The organism is Streptomyces sp. NPDC059454 (assembly GCF_042749965.1).
In the GTDB taxonomy this organism is placed as follows: domain Bacteria; phylum Actinomycetota; class Actinomycetes; order Streptomycetales; family Streptomycetaceae; genus Streptomyces.
This window is the reverse complement of record NZ_JBHYVC010000020.1, coordinates 96,222-116,867: the sequence shown is the minus strand read 5'-3', so window position 1 is coordinate 116,867 and position 20,646 is coordinate 96,222. Positions and strand designations below refer to the sequence as shown.

The window sequence follows — 20,646 nt, the reverse complement described above, 5'->3', positions numbered from 1 at the left end:
GAGATGTTTTTATTAGACTGCCCTTGGGGTGCGGGCCCTTCGCCGTGCCCGGGGGCGGCGCGAGGGGCGGCGCGCGACCGTGTTCGCGCGCGGCCGAGCGCCTCTCCGATCCCCATGGGCGCTTGCACTCGCATGGGTCGAGTGCTAATCATTGCGTTAGCACTCTGAAGGTGAGAGTGACAACGAAGGACCGGGTCGGTGAGGCCCGCAGGCCGTGTGGGGCAAGGAACCACGGGGCCGGCGAGCCGTCCGTCGCGGGCGCGGGCGCGGTCCGAAGGAATCACCCCCAGTCCTGGAGGGACCACTTCACATGGCCAAGATCATCGCGTTCGACGAGGAGGCGCGGCGCGGCCTCGAGCGCGGCATGAACCAGCTCGCGGACGCCGTCAAGGTGACGCTCGGCCCCAAGGGCCGCAACGTCGTCCTCGAGAAGAAGTGGGGCGCCCCCACGATCACCAACGATGGTGTGTCCATCGCCAAGGAGATCGAGCTCGAGGACCCGTACGAGAAGATCGGCGCCGAGCTGGTCAAGGAAGTCGCCAAGAAGACGGACGACGTCGCCGGTGACGGTACGACCACCGCGACCGTCCTCGCCCAGGCCCTGGTCAAGGAGGGCCTGCGCAACGTAGCCGCCGGCGCCAACCCGATGGCCCTGAAGCGCGGCATCGAGAAGGCCGTCGAGGCCGTCTCCGGCGCCCTGCTCGAGCAGGCGAAGGATGTCGAGACCAAGGAGCAGATCGCCTCCACGGCCTCCATCTCCGCCGCCGACACCCAGATCGGCGAGCTCATCGCCGAGGCCATGGACAAGGTCGGCAAGGAAGGCGTCATCACCGTCGAGGAGTCCCAGACCTTCGGTCTGGAGCTGGAGCTCACCGAGGGTATGCGCTTCGACAAGGGCTACATCTCGGCGTACTTCGCCACCGACATGGAGCGTATGGAGGCCGTCCTCGACGACCCGTACATCCTGATCGCGAACTCCAAGATCTCCAACGTCAAGGACCTGCTCCCGCTCCTGGAGAAGGTCATGCAGGGCGGCAAGCCGCTGCTGATCATCGCCGAGGACGTCGAGGGCGAGGCCCTGTCGACCCTGGTCGTCAACAAGATCCGCGGCACCTTCAAGTCCGTCGCCGTCAAGGCCCCGGGCTTCGGCGACCGCCGCAAGGCCATGCTCGGCGACATCGCCATCCTCACGGGCGGCGAGGTCATCTCCGAGGAGGTCGGCCTCAAGCTGGAGAACGCGACGCTCGACCTGCTGGGCAAGGCCCGCAAGGTCGTCATCACCAAGGACGAGACCACCATCGTCGACGGTGCCGGCTCGGCCGACCAGGTCCAGGGCCGCGTGAACCAGATCCGCGCCGAGATCGACAACAGCGACTCGGACTACGACCGCGAGAAGCTGCAGGAGCGTCTGGCGAAGCTCGCCGGCGGTGTCGCGGTCATCAAGGCCGGTGCCGCCACCGAGGTGGAGCTCAAGGAGCGCAAGCACCGCATCGAGGACGCCGTCCGCAACGCCAAGGCGGCCGTCGAGGAGGGCATCGTCGCCGGTGGTGGCGTGGCCCTGCTGCAGGCCTCCCAGGTCTTCGAGAAGCTGGAGCTCGAGGGTGACGAGGCGACCGGCGCCAACGCCGTGCGCATCGCGCTCGAGGCCCCGCTGAAGCAGATCGCCGTCAACGGTGGTCTCGAGGGCGGCGTCGTCGTGGAGAAGGTCCGCAACCTCGCGGTCGGCCACGGCCTGAACGCCGCGACCGGCGAGTACGTCGACATGATCGCCGAGGGCATCATCGACCCGGCGAAGGTGACGCGTTCCGCCCTGCAGAACGCCGCCTCCATCGCCGCGCTGTTCCTCACCACCGAGGCCGTCATCGCCGACAAGCCGGAGAAGGCCGCGGCCCCGGCCGGCGGCGGCATGCCGGGCGGTGACATGGACTTCTGATCCTCCCGAGGATCGGATCCGTCCGTCGTTCGACCGAGGGCGGCACTCCCTGTTCCGGCAGGGGGTGCCGCCCTCGGGCGTTTCAGGCGGCGTACCACGGCACGCGGCAGGTGTGCGGTGCCGTGCCCTGCGGGCACAGGCCGAAGCGCAGGAGACGTGTCCTCGTCGGGTGACCGCGCCTCGACGGCATCTCGTGATCGGCGTCACACCCGGGCCTTGAGAGGGAATGCCTTCCCCCGCTCCCCGGTTGGTGCTGTACGCGCATTCGATGCACGTACACATACCGACTGGTACCCGAACCAGAGGAGCCCCCACGTGACCGTCACCTCCCCGGACACCGTCGCCCGAGCGGCCGCGGTTCTCTCCCGGCCCGCCACGATCAACGGCCTGACCGTCCCCAACCGCATCGCCATGGCGCCGATGACCCGGATGTTCTCGCCGGGCGGTGTTCCCGGTGAGGACGTCGTGTCGTACTACTCCCGTCGGGCCGCCGCCGGTGTCGGGCTGATCGTCACCGAGGGGACGTACGTGGGGCACGAGTCGGCCGGGCAGAGCGACCGGGTGCCGCGGTTCCACGGGGAGGAGCAGCTCGCGGGCTGGGCGAAGGTCGCCGAGGCGGTGCACGCGGCGGGCGGCACGATCGTGCCGCAGCTCTGGCACATCGGCATGGTCCGCGAGCAGGGCCAGGCGCCGTACCCGGACGCTCCGGCGGTCGGTCCGTCCGGGGTGCGCACGGACGGCACCGAGGGCAAGGGCAGGGTGATGACGCAGACCGACATCGACGACGTCGTCGCCGCGTTCGCCCGGGCGGCCTCCGACGCCGAACGCATCGGCTTCGACGGCGTGGAACTGCACGGCGCCCACGGCTACCTCATCGACCAGTTCCTGTGGTCCGGCACCAACCGCCGCACCGACGCCTACGGCGGTGACCCGGTGGCCCGCGCGACGTTCGCGGCGGAGGTCGTGGCGGCGGTGCGCGCCGCCGTGTCGCCCGGGTTCCCCGTCATCTTCCGCTACTCGCAGTGGAAGCAGGACGCCTACGACGCCCGGCTCGCCGAGACGCCCCAGGAGCTGGAGGCGATCCTCGCCCCGCTCGCCGCGGCCGGTGTCGACGCCTTCCACGCGTCCACGCGCCGCTACTGGCTCCCGGAGTTCGAGGACTCCGACCTCAACCTGGCCGGCTGGACGAAGAAGCTGACCGGGAAGCCCGCCATCACCGTCGGCTCCGTCGGTCTGGACGGCGAGTTCATCGAGGCGTTCCAGGGGCGGGGCGCCGGGCTCGGCAGCATCGACAACCTGCTCGACCGGATGGAGCGGGACGAGTTCGACCTCGTCGCCGTGGGCCGCGCGCTGCTCCAGGACCCGAGCTGGGCGGCCAAGGTGCTGGCCGGCCGCTTCGACGAGCTGGCGCCGTACGAGCCGGCGTCCCTGCGGACCCTGAGCTGACGCCGTACGGGCCGGCGTCCATGAAGGCGCTGAGCCGAGCAGGCTGATGGTGCTCCCGTCCTACGCGTTGCCCATCGGCTCGATGTCCACCCGCACCGGCGTCCCCCACACGCGCAGCACCTCGTAGTCGGTGAACTCGTGCACGATCCGGTACGCCATGGCGGCCCGGGGCCCGCGCCGCTGCGCCGCGATGTACAGCTCCGCCTCGCGCCGGTCCCGGCGCGGGGTGCCGCACAGCTGCCACGCCCGCCCGTTCCACAGCTCCGGCAGCCAGCGCTGCTGCGGCTGCGGCCGGTCCTCGCGCACCCCGTACCGCGACTGCGCGGGCCCGGCGGGCGGGGCCTGCGGGGCGGGGCCGTTGAACTCGGCGCGGCGGGCGGTGCGGCGCCGGGTCTCGCAGAGCAGGCACAGGTCGGGGGCGCTCTTGTCGACCGGTCCGGTCGGGTGCTCGGCGCAGCGCGTGCTGGGCGCGGCCGTGGTGACGCTCTCCTCCAGCAGGTCCAGGGCCCGCCGCAGGTCGTCCTTCACTTCGTGCAGCCGGGCGTCCGGGGTGTCGGCGGACAGCGCCTCGCCGTGCTCCCCGAGCACGCGCAGGGCGCGGCCCAGGGCGGTGAGCTGCGCGTGGTTCATGGTTCGTCTCCGGGTCGGGTGTCTCCAGTATCCGCCGGGCCGCTACGCCCCGTCGCCCGCCTTCGCCAGCGCCGCCCGCAGGTGGCCGTCGGACTCCGCGAGGAGGCGGGCGGCCGTCGGACCGTCCACGTCGGCGAGGATCACCAGGATCGCGTGCTTGACCTCGCCGTCGGTGGCGGTCAGGGCCCGCTCGACGACGTCGTCCGCCGCGCCCGTCGCCTGCGCGACGATACGGCGGGAGCGGGCGCGCAGCTTCTCGTTGGAGGCCCGCACGTCGACCATCAGGTTCCCGTACGTCTTGCCCAGCCGGATCATCGTGATCGTCGACAGCATGTTCAGCACGAGCTTCTGCGCCGTACCGGCCTTCAGGCGCGTGGAGCCGGTGAGGAACTCCGGGCCGACGACGACCTCGATGCCGTGCTCGGCCGCCGCCGCCAGCGCGCTGCCCCGGTTGCAGGCCAGGCCCACGGTGAGGGCGCCGCGCGCACGGGCGTACGCGACGGCGCCGACCGCGTACGGGGTACGGCCGGAGGCGGAGACGCCGACCACCGTGTCGTCGACGGTCAGATCCAGCGCGGCCAGGTCGGACTCGGCCAGCTCGCGCGAGTCCTCGGCGCCCTCGACGGAGGTGACCACGGCGTCGGGGCCGCCCGCGATCAGGCCGACGACCCGCGCCGGGTCGGTGTTGAAGGTCGGCGGGCACTCGGAGGCGTCCAGCACCCCCAGCCGGCCGGCGGTGCCGGCACCCGCGTAGATCAGCCGCCCGCCGCGGGCCATCCGCTCGGCGACGGCGTCGATCGCGGCGGCGATCGCCGGTACCCGCTCGGCCACGGCACCGGCCACGGTGGCGTCCTCGCCGTTCATCAGCCGGGCGATGTCGAGGGTGGGCAGCCGGTCGACGTCCGCCAGCTCGGGCCGGAACGCCTCGGTGGTGAGCGTCTCCAGCTGGGCCCGGAGATCGCGGTGGTGGGAGGTGGAGGTCATGAGGGTGTCTTTCCGGTCCGGGGTCGGGCGGCCGACCTGGGGGCGCGGGGCTGTGACGGTGTGCGGCTCCGCCGCGTGGGCGCGGTCGGTCACGGGACCACCCGCGGGCCACCACGACGGTCCGTCCCTACGGCCCCCTGCGGGCCGCCCGGTGCCGGTGCGCCAACGCCTCGTACGAAGCGGCCAGCGCCGGCGCCGCCGACTCGTACGTCCGCTGGGCGACCCCCACGAACAGACAGTCCACCACCAGCAGCTGCCCCGTCCGGGAGGACATCGCGGCCGGCCGCAGCTCGCTCTCCCGGGCCGTGGACGTGGTCAGGACGTGGTCGGCGTACTGCGTGACGGGGCTGTCCGGGCGGCCGGTGACCGCCACCGTCGTCGCTCCGCGCTCGAAGGCGACCCGGAGGGGTTCGATGACGTCCCCGGTCGATCCGGAGTGGGTGACGGCGATCGCCACGTCCCCCGGGCGCAGCTGCACCGCGTTGGTGACGGCGAGGTGCGGGTCGCTGTGGGCGTGCGCCAGCAGGCCTATGCGCAGCAGTTTCTGGGTGAGGTCCTGGGCGACCAGTCCCGACGCGCCGACGCCGTACACATCGGTGCGGCGGGCGCCGGCCAGGGCGGTCACGGCCGCGGCGAGCTGGACGGTGTCCAGCCCGGCCGCGGTGTCGGCGAGGGTCTGCTGCTCGTCGTAGGCGAGTTTCGCCACGACGTCGGCTATGGGGTCGTCCACCGCGATGTCGGTGGTGATGGCGGGTGCGCGCCCGGACTGCTGCTGGGCGGCGAGGCCGGCCAGCGCGAGGCGCAGATCGCGGTAGCCGGGGTAGCCGAGCAGACGGGCGGTGCGGACGACGGTGGCCTCGCTGGTGCCGGTGAGCTCGGCGAGTCCGGTGACCGTGAGGGCCGCGCAGCCGGCCGGGTCGTCGGCGACGGCCTCGGCGACCCGCTGCATGGAACGGGTCATCGACGGAGCCAGCGTGCGGACCTTGGCCGCGAGGGCGGCGGGCGCGGGAGGGGCGGGCGCGCCGCCGCCCGGACCGCCGGCCGCGCCCGGCCCGCGCCCGCCCGCGAAAATTTCCTTCACTTCATGGGTCACGATGTGAAAGATATTTTCGTACCGGTCGTGTGGTCAAGAGTGCGCACAATAGGGGCATGGACCCCCACCTTCCCCACGGCGAACCCGGCGCCCATCCCGTCAGCCCCCTGGAACAGGCGTTGCACGCGGCCCGCGCCCTCGTGCTCGCCGATCTGGTCGCGCGCGAGGTCGCCGAGGCGGACGTGGTGTCCCTGGTCGAGGAGTCCGTCAGGCACCGGCGCTGGTGGGTCGAACAGTGGCCGGACGGCGCCGGGTTCCTCCCCGGCCTGGTCGCCCAGGACGTACAGGACGCCCTGCTGGAACGGTACGGCCGCTGGCCGCTGTGCCCGGTCTGCGGCACCGGTGACCCGCACGCGCTGGAGGTGGAGCCGGAGCTCGGCCCGGACCCGCACTGGGTGTGCCACAAGGCGGGCGTGCAGGTCGCGGCGGTCGGTGGCCTGGGCGGAGCGGTGTCCTCGTGACCGTGTACATCGACCCGCCCACCTGGCCGGGCCACGGACGGATGTGGTCCCACCTCGTCAGCGACCACTCCTACGACGAACTGCACGCCTTCGCCGACCGCCTGGGTGTCCCCCGCCGCGCCTTCGAACGCGACCACTACGACATCCCCGCCCACCGGTACGCCGACGCGGTGCGCGCCGGAGCGGTCGAGGTCGGCAGCCGCGAGGTGGTGCGGCTGCTGCACGGGGCGGGACTGCGGCGCCGCAAGGGCGCGGCTCAGCCGCGGAGTTCGTAGGAGATCTGCTCCACGTCCTCAAAGACCCGGGTGAAGCCGGCCCGGTCGACGACCTGCTGCGAGGGCACGTTCCCGTGGTCGACGACGGCGGCCACCGTCCGTACGCCGTCCTGCTCCAGCGCCCAGCGCGACAGCGTGCGCAGCGCCTCGGTGGCGTAGCCGTGGCCGCGGGCGCCCACGACGAGGTCGTAGCCGATCTCCACCCGGCCGTCCCCGTCGGGGACGCCGTGGAAGCCCATCGCGCCCACCGCGCGGTCGTCGTCCCGCCGGACCAGCACGTACATGCCCCACTCCGGGTGGAACAGGCCCTCCTCGTACTGCTTGACCATGATCCCGGCGCCCTCGCGGGTGCCCTCGGCGGTGGCCCCGCCGACCCACTCGTAGCCGCCGTCACCCGCCAGGGACAGGTCGGCGGCGGTCGCCGGGGTGACGCCCTCCAGGGTCAGCCGCTCCGATCGGAGCACGGGGTTGTTGCTCCAGTGCCACCCGGTGACGGGCTCCCGGCCCGGCAGATCACCGCGCCCGGTGGCCCACAGCAGCGTCCGCCACGGCGTGGGACCCGGCCTGACCTGCGGGAAGATCCGGGTGAGGGCGAAGGAGGCCAGTTCGGCAGGCGGCTCGTACGCGATCCCCGTTCCCTCGGCGACGTCGTGCGTGTGCAGCAGCACCTCGGCCACGCCCATCGCGGCGAAGCCCTCACGGTTCGCGTGCCGGAAGGGGTACGGGTGGAAGGCGCGGACCGCGCGGGGGGTGGTGCGGATCGCGGCGGCGAGCAGGGCGCCGGTCGCCTCGATCGTCCTCAGGACGCCGGCGTTGTCGGTGTCCTCGTCGAGTGAGATCGTGAAGGGCAGGTAGCCGGAGGCCGAGCGTCCCGCGAGCCGCCCCGCGTACGCGATGAGATCGTCCGCGATGTGCGCCGCCGTCTTCCGGCAGTCCCAGTCCAGCCGCCCGGCCCTCACCCCCGTCCAGTCCCGGTCGGTGACCGTTCCCAGCGCCGCCACGCAGTCCGCGACGGCTTCCTCCACCTGTTCCGCTCCCACAGCATGCATGCGGGGCAGGCTAGGCGGGCGGGACGGCCGGGGTCGACAGCATTTCCAGCTCGCCGCGCATGTTGTGGCGGGCGGTGGCCTCCCAGTGCTCCCGCCCGTAGGGGGTGTGGAACAGGCGGGGCAGGGCGAGGAGTTGCCGCAGCACGTCGGCCCGGCCCGCGCGGAAGGCGTCGTTCGGAACGAAGTGGTACTCCTCGCGCACGGCGGCGGTGTAGGCGGCGTACGCCGACGGCGACGCGGCGAGGATCGCGAGGTCGGCGTCGCACAGCACCTGCCCGTCCCGGTCGTCGTCGGCCGGGTCGTGCGTGACGGTGAGCCGCACCAGCCGGGCGACCTCGGCGGTCTTCTCCGCGGACACCCCGGCCTCGGGGAGCGCCCGCTCGGCGAGGCGGGCGGAGCGCTCCTCGTTCTCGGAGCGGTCCGGCAGGTAGACGGCGTCGTGGAACCAGGCGGCGAGCCGGACCACGTCCGGGTTGCCGGCGTACTCCTCCAGCACGTCGATGTGGTCCAGGACGGCGGTGAGGTGGGTGAGCGTGTGGTAGTGCCGCTGGGGCTCGGACCAGCGGCGCAGCAGGGCGTCGGCGTACCGGTACGGATCGGGGTGGCACGCGCCGTCCCGTGCCGGGAGGAGGGCACGCAGCCAGCGGGCACGGAGGGCGTCGGTGTCGGCCATGGGCCCATTGTCCGCCCCGGCTTCCGGCGCCTGCCGCACACTGAGGGGATGACCACGCAGATCCACTCCGTCGACCGTGAACTCGTCGAGGCCGCCGCCGAGACCGCCCGTACCCGGTGCCGGGGCGACAACCACACCATGGCGGCCGCGGGCCGCGGCCGGGACGGGCGGATCGTCACCGCGGTGAACGCCTACCACTTCACCGGCGGGCCCTGCGCCGAGCTGGTTCTCCTCGGCGCGGCCGCGGCTCAGGGGGTGGACGAACTGGAGACGATCGTCGCCGTGGGGGACCGGGACCGGGGGGTCGTCCCTCCGTGCGGACGGTGCCGGCAGGTCCTGCTCGACTACTTTCCCGGGCTCGGGGTCATAGTCGGCGGGGGTGAGGACGTCCGTACCGTCCCCATCGCCGAGCTGCTGCCCGTGAGCTATGTCTGGGCCGACCACCAGGTCGACGCCCAGTAGGCCGCGCGGCCCTGCCGCACTAGCGTGGGCGGCATGACGACTCCTGCGGATGTGCGGAACGTACGAGACCCCGAACTGCCCGGGCGGCTGCTGGCCGTCGAGCGGGACGCGCTGATCCCGTTGCTGCGGGGGCGTGACGACGCGGACTTCGCGTTGCCGGTGGTGGCGTGTCCGGGGTGGACGGTGCGGGACGTGCTGGCGCACTGCTCGGCCGCGTTCACCCGGGTCCTGGAGCGGCGGTTCGAGGACGGGGTGTTCTCGCCCGAGAGCAATGAGCGGGACATCGCCGAGCGGGCCGAGTGGACGAACGCCCGGGTCGTGGACGAGCTGGAGCGCGGGATGACCGAGGCGGGGCCCGTGATCGCCCGGGCGGGCGGGGCGCTGGACGTCCTCGCGCTGGGCGAGTGGGTGCACGCCGGGGACGTACGGGTCGCGCTCGGGGAACCGGGCGCGTACGCGGGCGCGGGACTGCCGTACGCGCTCACCCTGCTGGGCCAGGTGACCGGCGGGAAGGGGCATCTGCCGCTGCACGCCGACCTCGACGACGCCGACGAGCCGCTGCGCCTGGGCGACGCCACGGGGGAACGCCCCCCGGCCCGCTACATCGGCGACGGGCCGACGCTCGTACGGCTGTACGCGGGGCGTCCGGTGGACGGGGCCGCGTACGAGCTGGCCGGGGTGGAGGCGGCGGAGCTGAACATCTTCGGGGGCTGAGCGGAGGGGCGGGGCGGCCCCGGGCGGGCGGTCGGGCGTAGGCTTGGATTGGACTAGACCTGTAGTCGCCGTCTGATGCCGAGGAATGGGGTCCCATGAGCAAGCGTGCAGTCCTGGAGGTGATCGCCCTCGACGTCGAGGACGCGGTGGCCGCCCAGGCCGGAGGTGCGGACCGCCTCGAGCTGGTGACCGACATGGCGGCGGACGGGCTGACGCCGGCGGCGGCGACCGTCGCGGGGATCCGGGCGGCCGTGGACATCCCGGTGCGGGTGATGCTGCGGCTGGCGGACGGGTTCGCGGCGGGAGATGCAGGGCGTCTGGTGGCGGCCGCGTGCGCGATGCGCGAGGTCGGGGCGGAGGAGTTCGTGCTCGGGTTCCTCGACGCGGGCGGGGCCGTGGATCTGGGGGCGGTGGAGCGGGTGGCCCAGGAGCTGGAGGGGTGCCGGTGGACGTTCCACCGGGCCATCGACCGGGCCGCGGACCGGGACGCCCTGCGCAAGCAGCTCGCGGACTTCCCCGGGCTGGACACCTACCTGACGGCCGGGGCGGCCGAGGGGGTCGACGCGGGGCTGCCGACCCTGCTCGCGGAGGCGGGGCGGCGGGGGGAGCCGGGGTACGGGCAGCGGTTGCTGGTGGGGGGCGGACTGCGGTTGGACCACGTGCCGCTGTTGCTGAAGGCCGGTATCGACGCCTTCCACATCGGGGGAGCGGCGCGACCGCGGGGCTGGGGCGGGCCGGTCTCGGCGGAGGCCGTCGCGGAGTGGCGGCGGGTGCTGGGGGACTGAGCGTTCGCTCCCTTGTCACCGGGCGTCGGGCTGGGCTGGGGTGGGTCGCGCGGCCCGGCGCTTGCGGGGTGCCGGCGCGCCCACCCGTGCCGCCCTGCGGCACGATTGCCCGCGGTGGCGGAGGGCTTGCGGGCACGGCGGCGTGATTGTCCGCGGTAGCGGTTACGTCAGTTGCTCCGGCAGGTCTGCCGTGTGTGTGACGATCAGGCCTGATACCGCTCGGGTCAGGGTTACGTAGAGGCGGCGGAGGCCCGTGCGTTCGTCCGGTTCGGCGTCCACCACCGCGCGGGGTTCGTCCAGGACCACGTAGTCGTACTCCAGGCCCTTCGCCAGGGACGCCGGGACCAGGGTCAGGCGGGTGGTGCGGGTCGTCTCCTCGCCGGGGGCGATGTGCGTGAGCCCCGCCGCCGTCAGCGCCCCGGCCAGTTCCGGGACGCGGACGTCCGCCGCGATCAGACCCACCGAGCCCTCGTTGCGCAGGAGTTCGCGGCAGGCGGAGACCACGTCGTCCGTTCCCCCGGACCGGCGGACCTCGAAGAAGCCCGGGTTCTCGCGGATCGACGCCACCGGGGTCAGGCCCGGCGCGATGTGGGGGAGCAGCCGGGAGGCGTAGGCGATGACGTCCGTCGGGACGCGGAAACCGGCCGTCAACTCCTCGATCACCGCGTCCTGTTTGCCCAGGTGGGACAGTGCCTCCTCCCAACTGCGGGTGGCCCACGGGGTGGTGCCCTGGGCCAGGTCGCCGAGTACGGTCGCCGAACCGGTCGTGCAGCGGCGGCCCACCGCGCGGTACTGCATGGGGGACAGGTCCTGCGCCTCGTCGAGCACCACGTGCCCGAGGGAGTGCGTGCGCCGGATCAGGTCGGCCGCCTCGTCGATCAGCACCGCGTCCGCCGCCGACCACTTCGCCGACTTCACCGAACGCGCGGGCTTGGCCCACAGGATCGTCTTCCGCTCCTGCTCGTCGAGCAGCCCCTCCGCGTGCTCCGCGAGGAACTCCGGGTCACCCAGCAGCCGTAGCACCAGCTTCGCCGGGTCGACGGCCGGCCAGAGCGCCTTCACCGCCGCCCTCACCGCGGTGCTGCGGGCCACCGCGTCCTGGACCCTGTCGTCCGGCGCCTCGCCCGCCCGTTCCATCTGCACCAGCACGACATGCGCGATGCGCTGCGGGAGGGCGTCGTGGGCGGCCCCGTAGCGGATGTCGCGGTCGAGCAACTGCCGCACGATCTCCTCCAGTTCGTACGCCGGGACCCGCCAGCGGCGCGAGCCGCGCACCACCACGACCGGCTCGGTGGGCATCGTGACGTGGGAGTAGAGGGCCCTGCGCAGGACCTGGGCCATACGGGGGTCGCCCTTGACGACCGCCGCCGTCGCGTCGTCGGTCCCGCGCACCTCCACGTGCGCCACCAGGTCGTCCACCGTGGCCTGCGCGACCGTCAGTTCGCCCAGCGCGGGCAGCACCTGCTCGATGTAGTGCAGGAAGGACCGGTTCGGTCCGACGACCAGCGTGCCGGTGCGGGCCAGCCGCTCGCGGTGGGCGTAGAGGAGGTAGGCGACCCGGTGCAGGCCGACGGCGGTCTTCCCGGTGCCGGGGCCGCCCTGCACGCACACGCTGCCGGACAGGCCGGACCGTACGATCTCGTCCTGCTCCGGCTGGATCGTGGCGACGATGTCCCGCATCGGGCCGACGCGCGGACGCTCGATCTCCTGCTGGAGCAGCTTGCTGGTGGTGGACACCTCGGCCGGGTCACAGAGGTGCTCGTCCTCGTACGCCGTGAGATTGCCGCCGGTGTAGCCGAAGCGGCGGCGCAGCGCGATGTCCAGCGGATCCTTCCTGGAGGCCCGGTAGAACGGTTGGGACACCGGCGCACGCCAGTCGATCACCATCGGGTCGCCGTCGGCGTCGTGCACATGCCGGCGCCCGATGTAGAAGCGCTCGCCCTTTGCGCCCTCGGCCTGTTCGGCGCCGGGGGAGTGCAGGTAGTCGAGGCGGCCGAAGAACAGCGGGGTGTCGCTGAGGTCGGCCAGCGCCTTGATCCGCTCCCCGATCTGGCGCTCCAGGACGGCCGCGTTGACCCAGTTCGCCGTGACATCGCTGATGTCGAGGGCCTCGACGTCCTCGCGCATGGCGCGCAGGGCGGAACGGGACGCGGCGAGGTGGGCGCGCTCGCGGGCGAGCGGGCCGTCTGCGGGGGTGGTCGCGGGACCGTCTGCGGATTCGCCTACGGGCTCGTCTACCGGCATGGACGCGGACAAGGGGGTGCCTCCGGGGGACCTGCTGCTGGGATTGCTGCGGTATACCGGCCGGTTTCCGTCCGGGCGGCGGCGCTCCGTGAGGGGAGGCGGGCAAGAGCGGAGATTCTAGGACGCCGGGCCGGTGCGGTCCAAACGGTTTATGCGCCGGACGGGACAGGCGCGGCGGGCCGACGTGGCGGGTCGATGCGGTGGGTCGACGTGGTGGGCCGATGAGGCGGGCCGACGTGGTGGGCCGATGAGGCGCGTACACCCGTGGCCGCGTCGGTCAGCTCGTACGGGGTGAATCCGCTGCCTTCCGCATGCCGGGCACGTCGGCCGGCCGCCGCACCGGTCCCGTGGTCAGCGAGGCGAGCAGGGCGAGCCGCTCGGCGTCCTCGGTCCCCGGCTCGGCGTGGTAGACCGCGAGCATCATGCCGTCGGGGCCGTCGACGTCCAGTTTGGACATGGTGAGGTTCAGCTCGCCGACCTGTGGATGGTTCATCCCGATCGGCCCGGTGCCCGGCGGCCGCACGTCGTGGCGCGCCCACACCTGCCGGAACTCCTCGCTGGCCAGGGACAGTTCGCCGACGAGCCGGACGACCCGCGGATCGTCGACGTCGGACCCGATCCGTCTGCGGAAGGCGGCGACACACCGGGACGCCGTGTGGGCCCAGTCCGTGTGCAGCGCCTGCTCGGCGGGATCGAGGAAGAACGACCGGAGCCGGTTCTCCCCCACCCGTACGCTCGGGACCAGCGCGGTGGCGAGCGCGTTGGCCGCGATCACGTCGAGGGACCTGTCCGTCACGAAGGCCGGCAGCCCGATCGCCCGGAGCAGTTGTGCCGTGGCCGGCGGAACGGTCCGTCGCAAGGGCCGGCGGTGGGTGCGGGGCCGCGGCGCGGCGAGCTGGTGGAGGTAGCCCGTGGCGGTCTCGTCGAGCCGGAGCACCCGGGCGAGCGCGTCGAGGACCTGCGCCGACGGGTTGCGGTCGCGTCCCTGCTCGAGCCGCAGGTAGTAGTCGGAGCTGATGCCGGCGAGCATGGCCACCTCCTCACGGCGCAGCCCCGGCACCCGGCGCATCCCGTGGACCGGCAGCCCGATGTCCTCGGGCGTCACCAGCTCCCGGCGCGCCCGGAGGTAGTCACCGAGCCGGTTCTCCTCAGACATGCTCTCCATGCTAGGCGCGCGGGGCCGCGCGTCCCTGTCCCTGTCACTCCCAGGATCGGCAGGGACCTGGGCGGGCCGGGCGCCGGCGTGGACGGTGGGGGCATGAGTACTCGGACCACATCCCTCCCCGGTGGCACCTGGACGATGGGCGACCTGACCGTCACCCGGTTCGGCTACGGGGCCATGCGGCTCGCCGGCCCCTGGGTCATGGGGCCGCCGGCCGATCACGACGGCGCGCTCGCGGTGCTGCGCGAGGCCGTGCGTCTCGGCATCACCCACATCGACACCGCCGACGCCTACGGGCCGCACGTCACCAACCGGCTGATCCGCGAAGCGCTGCACCCCTACCCCGACTCGCTGCACATCGTGACCAAGGTCGGCGCGGACCGCGACGCACAGGGCGGCTGGCCCCCGGCCCGGGAGCCGGACGACCTGCGCCGGGCCGTCCACAGCAACCTCGAGCACCTCGGCGTCGAGACGCTGGACCTCGTCAACCTCCGGCTCGGCAACGCCGAAGGCCCTCAGCCCGGTTCGCTCGCCAAGGCGTACGAGACCCTCGTCGACCTCCAGCAGCAGGGCCTGATCCGCCACCTCGGCCTGAGCAACGCGACCGCCGGTCAGATCGCCGAGGCACAGACCATCGCCCCGTTCGTCTGTGTGCAGAACCTCTACAACCTCGCCCACCGCCAGGACGACGAACTCGTCGACCGGCTCGCCGGGCAGGGCATCGCCTACGTGCCGTTCTTCCCGCTGGGCGGCTTCAGCCCTCTGCAGTCCTCGGTGCTCTCGGCCGTGGCCGCCCGGCTCGGCACCCGCCCGATGTCGGTCGCCCTGGCCTGGCTGCTGCACCGGTCGCCCAACATCCTGCTCATCCCCGGGACCTCGTCGGTGGCGCACCTGCGGGAGAACATCACCGGCGCGGGCCTCGCCCTGTCCGAGGAGGACCTCGCCGAGCTCGACACGATCGGCCGCTGACCCGCTGACCCGCTGACCCGCTGATCCGCTGACCCGCTCGACGTGATCGGCCGCCGGCACACCCACCGCGGTCCGGCTTCCCGGGCGGGGCTTCGGCGCCCTTAGGGGATGTCCCGTCCTGCCTGAGGGCTACGGGTCGTTCCGGAGACGTACGCGGAGGGCCGGCGGATCCGTCCCTTCGGCCGATGCCCGCCCGGGGCCGGAGAGCAACCATGGAGGCATGAGCGCAGCGACCGTCAACGCCACCCCGCCGCCGGTCCGGCCGGCCGGCGCGACCTCGATCCAGGGCAGTCGTCCGCACCGCCTCGGTGACGCCCTGCGCGCCGTGAAGGTGTTCCTCGGCGCCGCCTTCGACGTGATCGTCCTCGGCGAGTACGGCGAGGAGGCGGGCGTCCGCCGCAGGTAAGGGACGCCCTTTTCACGCGATCCGGGCCGTACGGCGGCCGTCGCGCCCGCGGTCGGTCGGTCATCCGCGATCCTGACCCGGCCCGGCGGTGTCGTCCGCGGCCGGTTCGGGTTTCGTGTGCAGGATCTCGCGGGCCTGCTCGGCGGCGTGGATCATGGTCTCGGCGACGAAGTCGAGGAAACGGGCCGCGTTCTCCAGGCGCGTGGCGGCCGGTGTGCCGGGTCCCATGACGCCTACGCCCAGCCGTGAGGTCTCGGCGACCTGGGCAGTGGAACGGGCGCTGGCCACCATCGACTGGTACCAGATGTCCTCGTCGAAGCCGTAGCGCTCACGGCGGCCTTCCTCGCGCTCCCGGCGGACGAGGCCCTGGCTCTCCAGGAACGTGATCGCCTTGGAGATGGACGCCGGGCTGACCTGGAGGTGCTGGGCGAGTTCGGCGGCGGTGAGGCTGCCGGTGTCGGTGAGGGTCAGGCAGGCCATGACCCTGGCCATCATCTGGGGCGTGCCGGTCGCTATGAAGACGGTGGTGAGCGTCTCCTCGTACTCGCGCACGGCCTCCGCGTCACGTCCGTGCTCCTCCGGGAGCGCCTTCGCTCCCCGGGGCGCCGCTGCCTGTCTGCGCCGGTGGGCGCGGCGTTCGGTGGCGCGGTGGGCCAGATCCGCGCGGTAGGCGGCGGGTCCGCCGTTGCGCATCACCTCACGCGTGATCGTCGAGGTGGGGCGGTCGAGACGTCTGGCGATCTCCGCGTAGGCGAGCCCGTCGGCCAGCCCCAGTGCGATCTGCTGGCGTTCCTGCTGGGTGAGCCTGCCTCCTGGCAACGCGGTCTCCTTCGTGGTCCGTGAGGTCCCCAGCATAGCGTTCACCCTCATTCCATTGCAACGGGCGAGGGTTTGTCTGTTGCGTTAGATTTCAAGCCGTTGCAACGATATCTCTGCATTGACCTGCGTAAATCATTTTTCTGTGCAACGAAGTTGTTGCCGTAATCATGAACGCAACGTAGCGTTTCCGATGTCAGAAACGGCAACCCGAAGGAGCGCACGATGCAGTTCGACACCCCCACCCCGGTCTCGGTCGTCCTCGACGTCCCCGCGGGCCGCATCCGGTTCATCGCCGCCGACCGGGCCGACACCGTGGTCGAGGTCCTGCCCGCGGACGCCACGAAGAGCCGCGACAGGAAGGCGGTGGAGCGGACCGGGGTCGCATACGGCGGAGGCGTCCTGCGGATCGAGGGCCCGGCGGAGAAGAACCAGCTCCTCGGCCCGTCCGGATCCGTCGAGGTCACCGTCCGGCTGCCCGCCGGTTCCCGCGTCGAGGCGAAGACGGCCGACGCGGAGTTCCGGGGCGTCGGCAGGCTCGGCGACGTCGTCCTCGAGGGCGCGCAGGGCCCGGTCAAGCTCGACGAGGCCGCGAGCGTCCGCCTCGCCGTCCTCGCCGGCGACGTCTCGGTCGGCCGCCTGGGCGGCCCCGCCGAGATCAGCACCCAGAAGGGCGACATCCACGTCACCGAGGCCATGCGCGGCACGGTCACGCTGCGCACGGAGCACGGCGACATCTCCGTCGGCGCCGCCCGCGGAGTCTCCGCCTCCCTCGACGCCGGCACCGGCTACGGCCGGGTCCACAACACGCTCAGGAACGCCGACGGCGCCGCCGGCCTCACCGTCCACGCGACCACCGCCTACGGCGACATCACCGCCCGCAGCCTGTAACCCACCTCGGCACCCGAAGGAGAACCCCTCATGACCGGCTTGGCCATCGCGGCGAACGGGCTGCGCAAGTCCTACGGAGACAAGGTCGTGCTCGACGGCGTCGACCTCACCGTCCCGGAAGGCACGATCTTCTCCCTGCTCGGCCCGAACGGCGCAGGCAAGACCACCGCCGTCAAGATCCTCTCCACCCTCGTCACCGCGGACGCCGGCGACCTGCGGGTCGGCGGCCACGACCTCGCCACCGCCCCCCAGGCCGTGCGGGCGGCGATCGGTGTCACCGGTCAGTTCTCCGCAGTGGACGGGCTGATCACCGGCGAGGAGAACATGCTCCTGATGGCGGACCTGCACCACCTCTCCCGTGCGGAGGGGCGGCGGGTGGCCGCCGAGCTGCTGGAGCGGTTCGACCTCACCGAAGCGGCGAAGAAGCCCGCCTCCACCTACTCCGGCGGCATGAAGCGCCGCCTCGACATCGCCATGACCCTGGTCGGCGACCCGCGGATCATCTTCCTCGACGAGCCGACCACCGGCCTCGACCCCCGCTCCCGCCACACCATGTGGGGCATCATCCGCGAACTCGTCACCGGCGGCGTCACCGTCTTCCTCACCACCCAGTACCTGGAGGAGGCCGACGAACTCGCCGACCGCATCGCGGTCCTGAACGACGGCAGGATCGCCGCCGAGGGCACCGCCGAGGAACTCAAGCGGATCGTCCCCGGCGGACACGTACGGCTCCGCTTCACCGACCCGACCGCCTACCGGGCCGCCGCCACCGCACTGACCGAGGCCACCCGGGACGACGACGCCCTCGCCCTCCAGATCCCCAGCGACGGCACCCAGCGCGAACTGCGCGCGATTCTCGACCACCTGGACGCCGCCGGCATCGAAGCCGACGAACTCACCGTCCACACCCCCGACCTCGACGACGTGTTCTTCGCCCTGACCGGCCCCGCCGCCGTCCCCGCCCAGCCCAAGGAGAACGTCCGATGAGCACCCTCGCCCTCGCCGTGCGCGACTCGTCCACCATGCTGCGCCGCAACCTCCTGCACGCCCGGCGCTACCCGTCCCTCACCCTGAACCTGCTGCTCACGCCGGTCATGCTGTTGCTGCTCTTCGTCTACATCTTCGGTGACGTGATGAGCGCGGGCATGGGCGGAGCCGACCGCTCCGCGTACATCGCCTACCTCGTGCCGGGCGTGCTGCTGATGACCATCGGCTCCACCACGATCGGCACCGCGGTGTCCGTCTCCATGGACATGAGCGAGGGCATCATCGCCCGCTTCCGCACCATGGCCATCCACCGGGGCTCCGTGCTCATCGGGCACGTCATCGGCAGCGTGCTGCAGTCGGTCGCGAGCGTGGTCCTCGTCGGCGCCGTCGGCGTGGCCATCGGATTCCGCTCCACGGACGCCACGGCCCTGGAGTGGCTGGCCGCGTTCGGGCTGCTGGTGCTGTTCGCCCTGGCGCTCACCTGGATCGCCGTCGGCATGGGCCTGATCAGCCCGAACGCCGAGGCCGCCAGCAACAACGCGCTGCCGCTGATCCTGCTGCCGCTGCTGTCCAGCGCCTTCGTCCCGGTCGACGGAATGCCGGGCTGGTTCCAGCCGATCGCCGAGTACCAGCCCTTCACCCCGGCCATCGAGACCCTGCGCGGCCTGCTGCTCGGCACGGAGATCGGCCACAACGGATGGTTGGCCATGGCCTGGTGCCTGGGCCTGGCGGTGCTCGGCTACTTCTGGTCGGCCGCCAAGTTCAACCGCGACCCGAGGTAACCCTCATGACGGCCCGTCCCGCCCGAGGGCGGCGTACCCCGACACCACGTCGGCGCACGCCGCCCCGTGGGCGTTCCCGGCCGTCTGTCCCGGTGCCGGCGTTCCGCCTGCCCGAGGGGCGCCCGCTCAGTTCTCCGTCAGCAACTCGTCCGCGTCCATGATCCGGTACGCGTACCCCTGCTCCGCCAGGAACCGCTGGCGGTGCGCCGCGAAGTCCTGGTCGATGGTGTCCCGGGCGACCACGGAGTAGAAGTGGGCCTGGTGCCCGTCCGCCTTGGGCCGCAGCACCCGGCCGAGCCGCTGCGCCTCCTCTTGCCGGGAGCCGAAGGTGCCCGACACCTGGATGGCGACCGTCGCCTCCGGCAGGTCGATCGAGAAGTTCGCGACCTTGGACACGACCAGGACGCTGATCTCCCCCTGCCGGAACGCCTCGAACAGCTTCTCCCGCTGGGCGTTCGACGTCTCGCCCTTGATCACCGGCGCGTTCAGGTGCTCACCCAGCTCGTCCAACTGGTCGATGTACTGCCCGATGACGAGGATCTGCTGCCCCGCGAACCGCCGGACGATCGCCTCCGTCACCTTCTGCTTGGTCGCCGTCGTCGAGCAGAACCGGTACTTCTCCTCCTGCTCCGCCGTCGCGTACGCCAGCCGCTCGGAGTCGGTGAGGCTGACCCGGACCTCCACGCAGTCGGCCGGGGCGATGTAGCCCTGCGCCTCGATCTCCTTCCACGGCGCGTCGAACCGCTTCGGGCCGATCAGCGAGAACACGTCCGACTCGCGGCCGTCCTCGCGGACCAGGGTCGCGGTCAGGCCGAGCCGCCGCCGGGCCTGGAGGTCGGCGGTGAACTTGAAGACGGGGGCGGGCAGCAGGTGCACCTCGTCGTAGAGGATCAGGCCCCAGTCCCGGGAGTCGAACAGCTCCAGGTGGGGGTAGACGCCCTTCCGCTTCGTCGTCAGCACCTGGTAGGTGGCGATGGTGACGGGGCGGATCTCCTTCCGCGTCCCGCTGTACTCGCCGATCTCGTCCTCGGTCAGCGAGGTCCGCCTCACCAGCTCGTGCTTCCACTGGCGGGCCGAGACGGTGTTGGTGACCAGGATCAGCGTGGTCGACTTCGCCTGTGCCATCGACCCCGCGCCGACCAGCGTCTTGCCGGCGCCGCAGGGGAGGACGACCACACCGGAGCCGCCGTGCCAGAAGTTCTCCACGGCCTGCTTCTGGTACGGGCGCAGCGCCCACCCGTCCTCGACCAGCTCGATGGGGTGCGCCTCACCGTCCACGTACCCGGCGAGGTCCTCGGCCGGCCAGCCCAGCTTCAGCAGCGTCTGCTTGATCTGCCCGCGCTCCGAGGGGTGCACGACCACCGTGTCCGGGTCGATCCGGGCGCCGACGAGCGGTGCGATGCGCTTCGAGCGCAGCACCTCCTCCAGCACGGGCCGGTCGGTGCTGGAGAGGACCAGGCCGTGCGCCGGGTGCCTGGACAGGCTGAGCCGGCCGTAGCGGTCCATGGTGTCGGCGATGTCGACGAGCAGCGCATGCGGCACCGGGTAGCGGCTGTACTGCACCAGCGCGTCCACGACCTGCTCGGCGTCGTGCCCGGCGGCCCGCGCGTTCCACAGGCCGAGCGGGGTCACCCGGTAGGTGTGGATGTGCTCGGGCGCCCGCTCCAGCTCGGCGAACGGCGCGATGACCCGACGGCAGTCGTCGGCCTGTTCGTGGTCGACCTCAAGAAGCAGGGTTTTGTCGGACTGGACGATGAGCGGACCATTCACGCGCGGCTGCCTTTCTGGCGAGGGGCTCGGCACGGGCACTGCACGGCCAAACCTCCAGTCTGCCCGATCGCGCGCGTCGGTGGTCCCGGGTGGACCGGGCCACCGGTATCTACT

General features: G+C 72.4%; 21 protein-coding genes. 12 read left to right on the top strand and 9 right to left on the bottom strand.

From position 1 onward, the window contains the following. Positions 1 to 310 precede the first annotated feature (310 nt). Complete coding sequence (gene groL / locus ACFXAE_RS16740) at positions 311 to 1,933, top strand: chaperonin GroEL (RefSeq protein WP_384714573.1); 1,623 nt, start codon at positions 311 to 313, stop codon at positions 1,931 to 1,933. A 315-nt stretch (positions 1,934 to 2,248) separates the two neighbouring features. After that, positions 2,249 to 3,379: an NADH:flavin oxidoreductase gene (locus ACFXAE_RS16735; RefSeq protein ID WP_384714570.1), complete on the top strand. Its 1,131-nt coding sequence runs from the start codon at positions 2,249 to 2,251 to the stop codon at positions 3,377 to 3,379. A 60-nt stretch (positions 3,380 to 3,439) separates the two neighbouring features. Here the strand turns inward: ACFXAE_RS16735 and ACFXAE_RS16730 are convergent, their stop codons facing one another. The 3 genes from ACFXAE_RS16730 to ACFXAE_RS16720 form a co-directional block, all read right to left on the bottom strand. Continuing rightward, the gene (locus tag ACFXAE_RS16730) at positions 3,440 to 4,009 is read right to left on the bottom strand and encodes a hypothetical protein (RefSeq protein WP_384714567.1); all 570 of its coding nucleotides are present in this window, start codon (positions 4,007 to 4,009) and stop codon (positions 3,440 to 3,442) included. Positions 4,010 to 4,051: 42 nt separating this feature from the next. Continuing rightward, the gene (gene murQ / locus ACFXAE_RS16725) at positions 4,052 to 4,993 is read right to left on the bottom strand and encodes an N-acetylmuramic acid 6-phosphate etherase (RefSeq protein WP_384714564.1); all 942 of its coding nucleotides are present in this window, start codon (positions 4,991 to 4,993) and stop codon (positions 4,052 to 4,054) included. 127 nt (positions 4,994 to 5,120) lie between these two features. Continuing rightward, the gene (locus ACFXAE_RS16720; RefSeq protein ID WP_384714561.1) at positions 5,121 to 6,086 is read right to left on the bottom strand and encodes a MurR/RpiR family transcriptional regulator; all 966 of its coding nucleotides are present in this window, start codon (positions 6,084 to 6,086) and stop codon (positions 5,121 to 5,123) included. Positions 6,087 to 6,142: 56 nt separating this feature from the next. On the opposite strand from ACFXAE_RS16720, the gene ACFXAE_RS16715 reads away from it, so the two are divergent. Further along, entirely contained in the window at positions 6,143 to 6,547 is a 405-nt protein-coding gene (locus tag ACFXAE_RS16715) for a hypothetical protein (RefSeq protein ID WP_384714558.1), read from the top strand. Further along, positions 6,544 to 6,822 (top strand): DUF4031 domain-containing protein, encoded by a 279-nt coding sequence (locus ACFXAE_RS16710; protein ID WP_384714555.1) that lies wholly within the window; start codon positions 6,544 to 6,546, stop codon positions 6,820 to 6,822. Before ACFXAE_RS16715 ends, ACFXAE_RS16710 begins: the two co-directional genes overlap by 4 nt. Here the strand turns inward: ACFXAE_RS16710 and ACFXAE_RS16705 are convergent. Next, on the bottom strand, positions 6,804 to 7,871 hold the full coding sequence (locus ACFXAE_RS16705; protein ID WP_384714552.1) for a GNAT family N-acetyltransferase: 1,068 nt from the start codon (positions 7,869 to 7,871) through the stop codon (positions 6,804 to 6,806). The genes ACFXAE_RS16710 and ACFXAE_RS16705 overlap by 19 nt on opposite strands. Positions 7,872 to 7,881: 10 nt before the next feature. After that, a complete protein-coding gene (locus ACFXAE_RS16700) occupies positions 7,882 to 8,544 on the bottom strand; it encodes a hypothetical protein (RefSeq protein WP_384714549.1) in 663 nt (220 codons plus the stop codon). A gap of 48 nt (positions 8,545 to 8,592) precedes the next feature. Here ACFXAE_RS16700 and ACFXAE_RS16695 point away from each other — a divergent pair, with 48 nt between their 5' ends. The 3 genes from ACFXAE_RS16695 to ACFXAE_RS16685 all read left to right on the top strand — a co-directional run bounded on the left by ACFXAE_RS16695 (position 8,593) and on the right by ACFXAE_RS16685 (position 10,505). Further along, positions 8,593 to 9,006, top strand: a complete 414-nt coding sequence (locus tag ACFXAE_RS16695; protein ID WP_384714546.1) for a cytidine deaminase — start codon at positions 8,593 to 8,595, stop codon at positions 9,004 to 9,006. 33 nt (positions 9,007 to 9,039) lie between these two features. Further along, entirely contained in the window at positions 9,040 to 9,720 is a 681-nt protein-coding gene (locus ACFXAE_RS16690; RefSeq protein ID WP_384714544.1) for a maleylpyruvate isomerase family mycothiol-dependent enzyme, read from the top strand. Between the two features lie 95 nt (positions 9,721 to 9,815). Next, complete coding sequence (locus ACFXAE_RS16685) at positions 9,816 to 10,505, top strand: copper homeostasis protein CutC (RefSeq protein ID WP_384714541.1); 690 nt, start codon at positions 9,816 to 9,818, stop codon at positions 10,503 to 10,505. Positions 10,506 to 10,667: 162 nt separating this feature from the next. Here ACFXAE_RS16685 and ACFXAE_RS16680 read toward each other — a convergent pair whose 3' ends face one another. Continuing rightward, the gene (locus ACFXAE_RS16680) at positions 10,668 to 12,749 is read right to left on the bottom strand and encodes a HelD family protein (protein ID WP_384714538.1); all 2,082 of its coding nucleotides are present in this window, start codon (positions 12,747 to 12,749) and stop codon (positions 10,668 to 10,670) included. Positions 12,750 to 13,026: 277 nt separating this feature from the next. Continuing rightward, positions 13,027 to 13,914, bottom strand: a complete 888-nt coding sequence (locus ACFXAE_RS16675) for a helix-turn-helix domain-containing protein (protein WP_384714536.1) — start codon at positions 13,912 to 13,914, stop codon at positions 13,027 to 13,029. A gap of 93 nt (positions 13,915 to 14,007) precedes the next feature. Between ACFXAE_RS16675 and ACFXAE_RS16670 the strand changes: the two genes are divergently transcribed. Together ACFXAE_RS16670 and ACFXAE_RS16665 are read left to right on the top strand one after the other, a co-directional pair. Next, positions 14,008 to 14,880, top strand: a complete 873-nt coding sequence (locus ACFXAE_RS16670) for an aldo/keto reductase family oxidoreductase (RefSeq protein WP_384714533.1) — start codon at positions 14,008 to 14,010, stop codon at positions 14,878 to 14,880. Between the two features lie 220 nt (positions 14,881 to 15,100). Next, on the top strand, positions 15,101 to 15,286 hold the full coding sequence (locus tag ACFXAE_RS16665) for a hypothetical protein (RefSeq protein WP_384714530.1): 186 nt from the start codon (positions 15,101 to 15,103) through the stop codon (positions 15,284 to 15,286). A gap of 60 nt (positions 15,287 to 15,346) precedes the next feature. Here the strand turns inward: ACFXAE_RS16665 and ACFXAE_RS16660 are convergent, their stop codons facing one another. Further along, positions 15,347 to 16,105, bottom strand: coding sequence for a helix-turn-helix domain-containing protein (locus ACFXAE_RS16660; RefSeq protein WP_384714527.1), 759 nt, complete (start codon positions 16,103 to 16,105; stop codon positions 15,347 to 15,349). A gap of 222 nt (positions 16,106 to 16,327) precedes the next feature. Here ACFXAE_RS16660 and ACFXAE_RS16655 point away from each other — a divergent pair, with 222 nt between their 5' ends. From ACFXAE_RS16655 to ACFXAE_RS16645, 3 genes are read left to right on the top strand one after another with little or no spacing between them, the layout of a single operon-like run. Continuing rightward, positions 16,328 to 16,993 (top strand): DUF4097 family beta strand repeat-containing protein, encoded by a 666-nt coding sequence (locus ACFXAE_RS16655; RefSeq protein ID WP_384714524.1) that lies wholly within the window; start codon positions 16,328 to 16,330, stop codon positions 16,991 to 16,993. Positions 16,994 to 17,023: 30 nt separating this feature from the next. Further along, the gene (locus tag ACFXAE_RS16650) at positions 17,024 to 17,980 is read left to right on the top strand and encodes an ATP-binding cassette domain-containing protein (RefSeq protein WP_384714521.1); all 957 of its coding nucleotides are present in this window, start codon (positions 17,024 to 17,026) and stop codon (positions 17,978 to 17,980) included. Then, the gene (locus tag ACFXAE_RS16645; protein ID WP_366814372.1) at positions 17,977 to 18,762 is read left to right on the top strand and encodes an ABC transporter permease; all 786 of its coding nucleotides are present in this window, start codon (positions 17,977 to 17,979) and stop codon (positions 18,760 to 18,762) included. The genes ACFXAE_RS16650 and ACFXAE_RS16645 overlap by 4 nt, the downstream gene beginning before the upstream one ends. 126 nt (positions 18,763 to 18,888) lie before the next feature. On the opposite strand, the gene ACFXAE_RS16640 is transcribed toward ACFXAE_RS16645, so the two are convergent. Then, positions 18,889 to 20,532, bottom strand: coding sequence for a DNA repair helicase XPB (locus ACFXAE_RS16640; protein ID WP_384714517.1), 1,644 nt, complete (start codon positions 20,530 to 20,532; stop codon positions 18,889 to 18,891). Positions 20,533 to 20,646 lie beyond the last annotated feature (114 nt).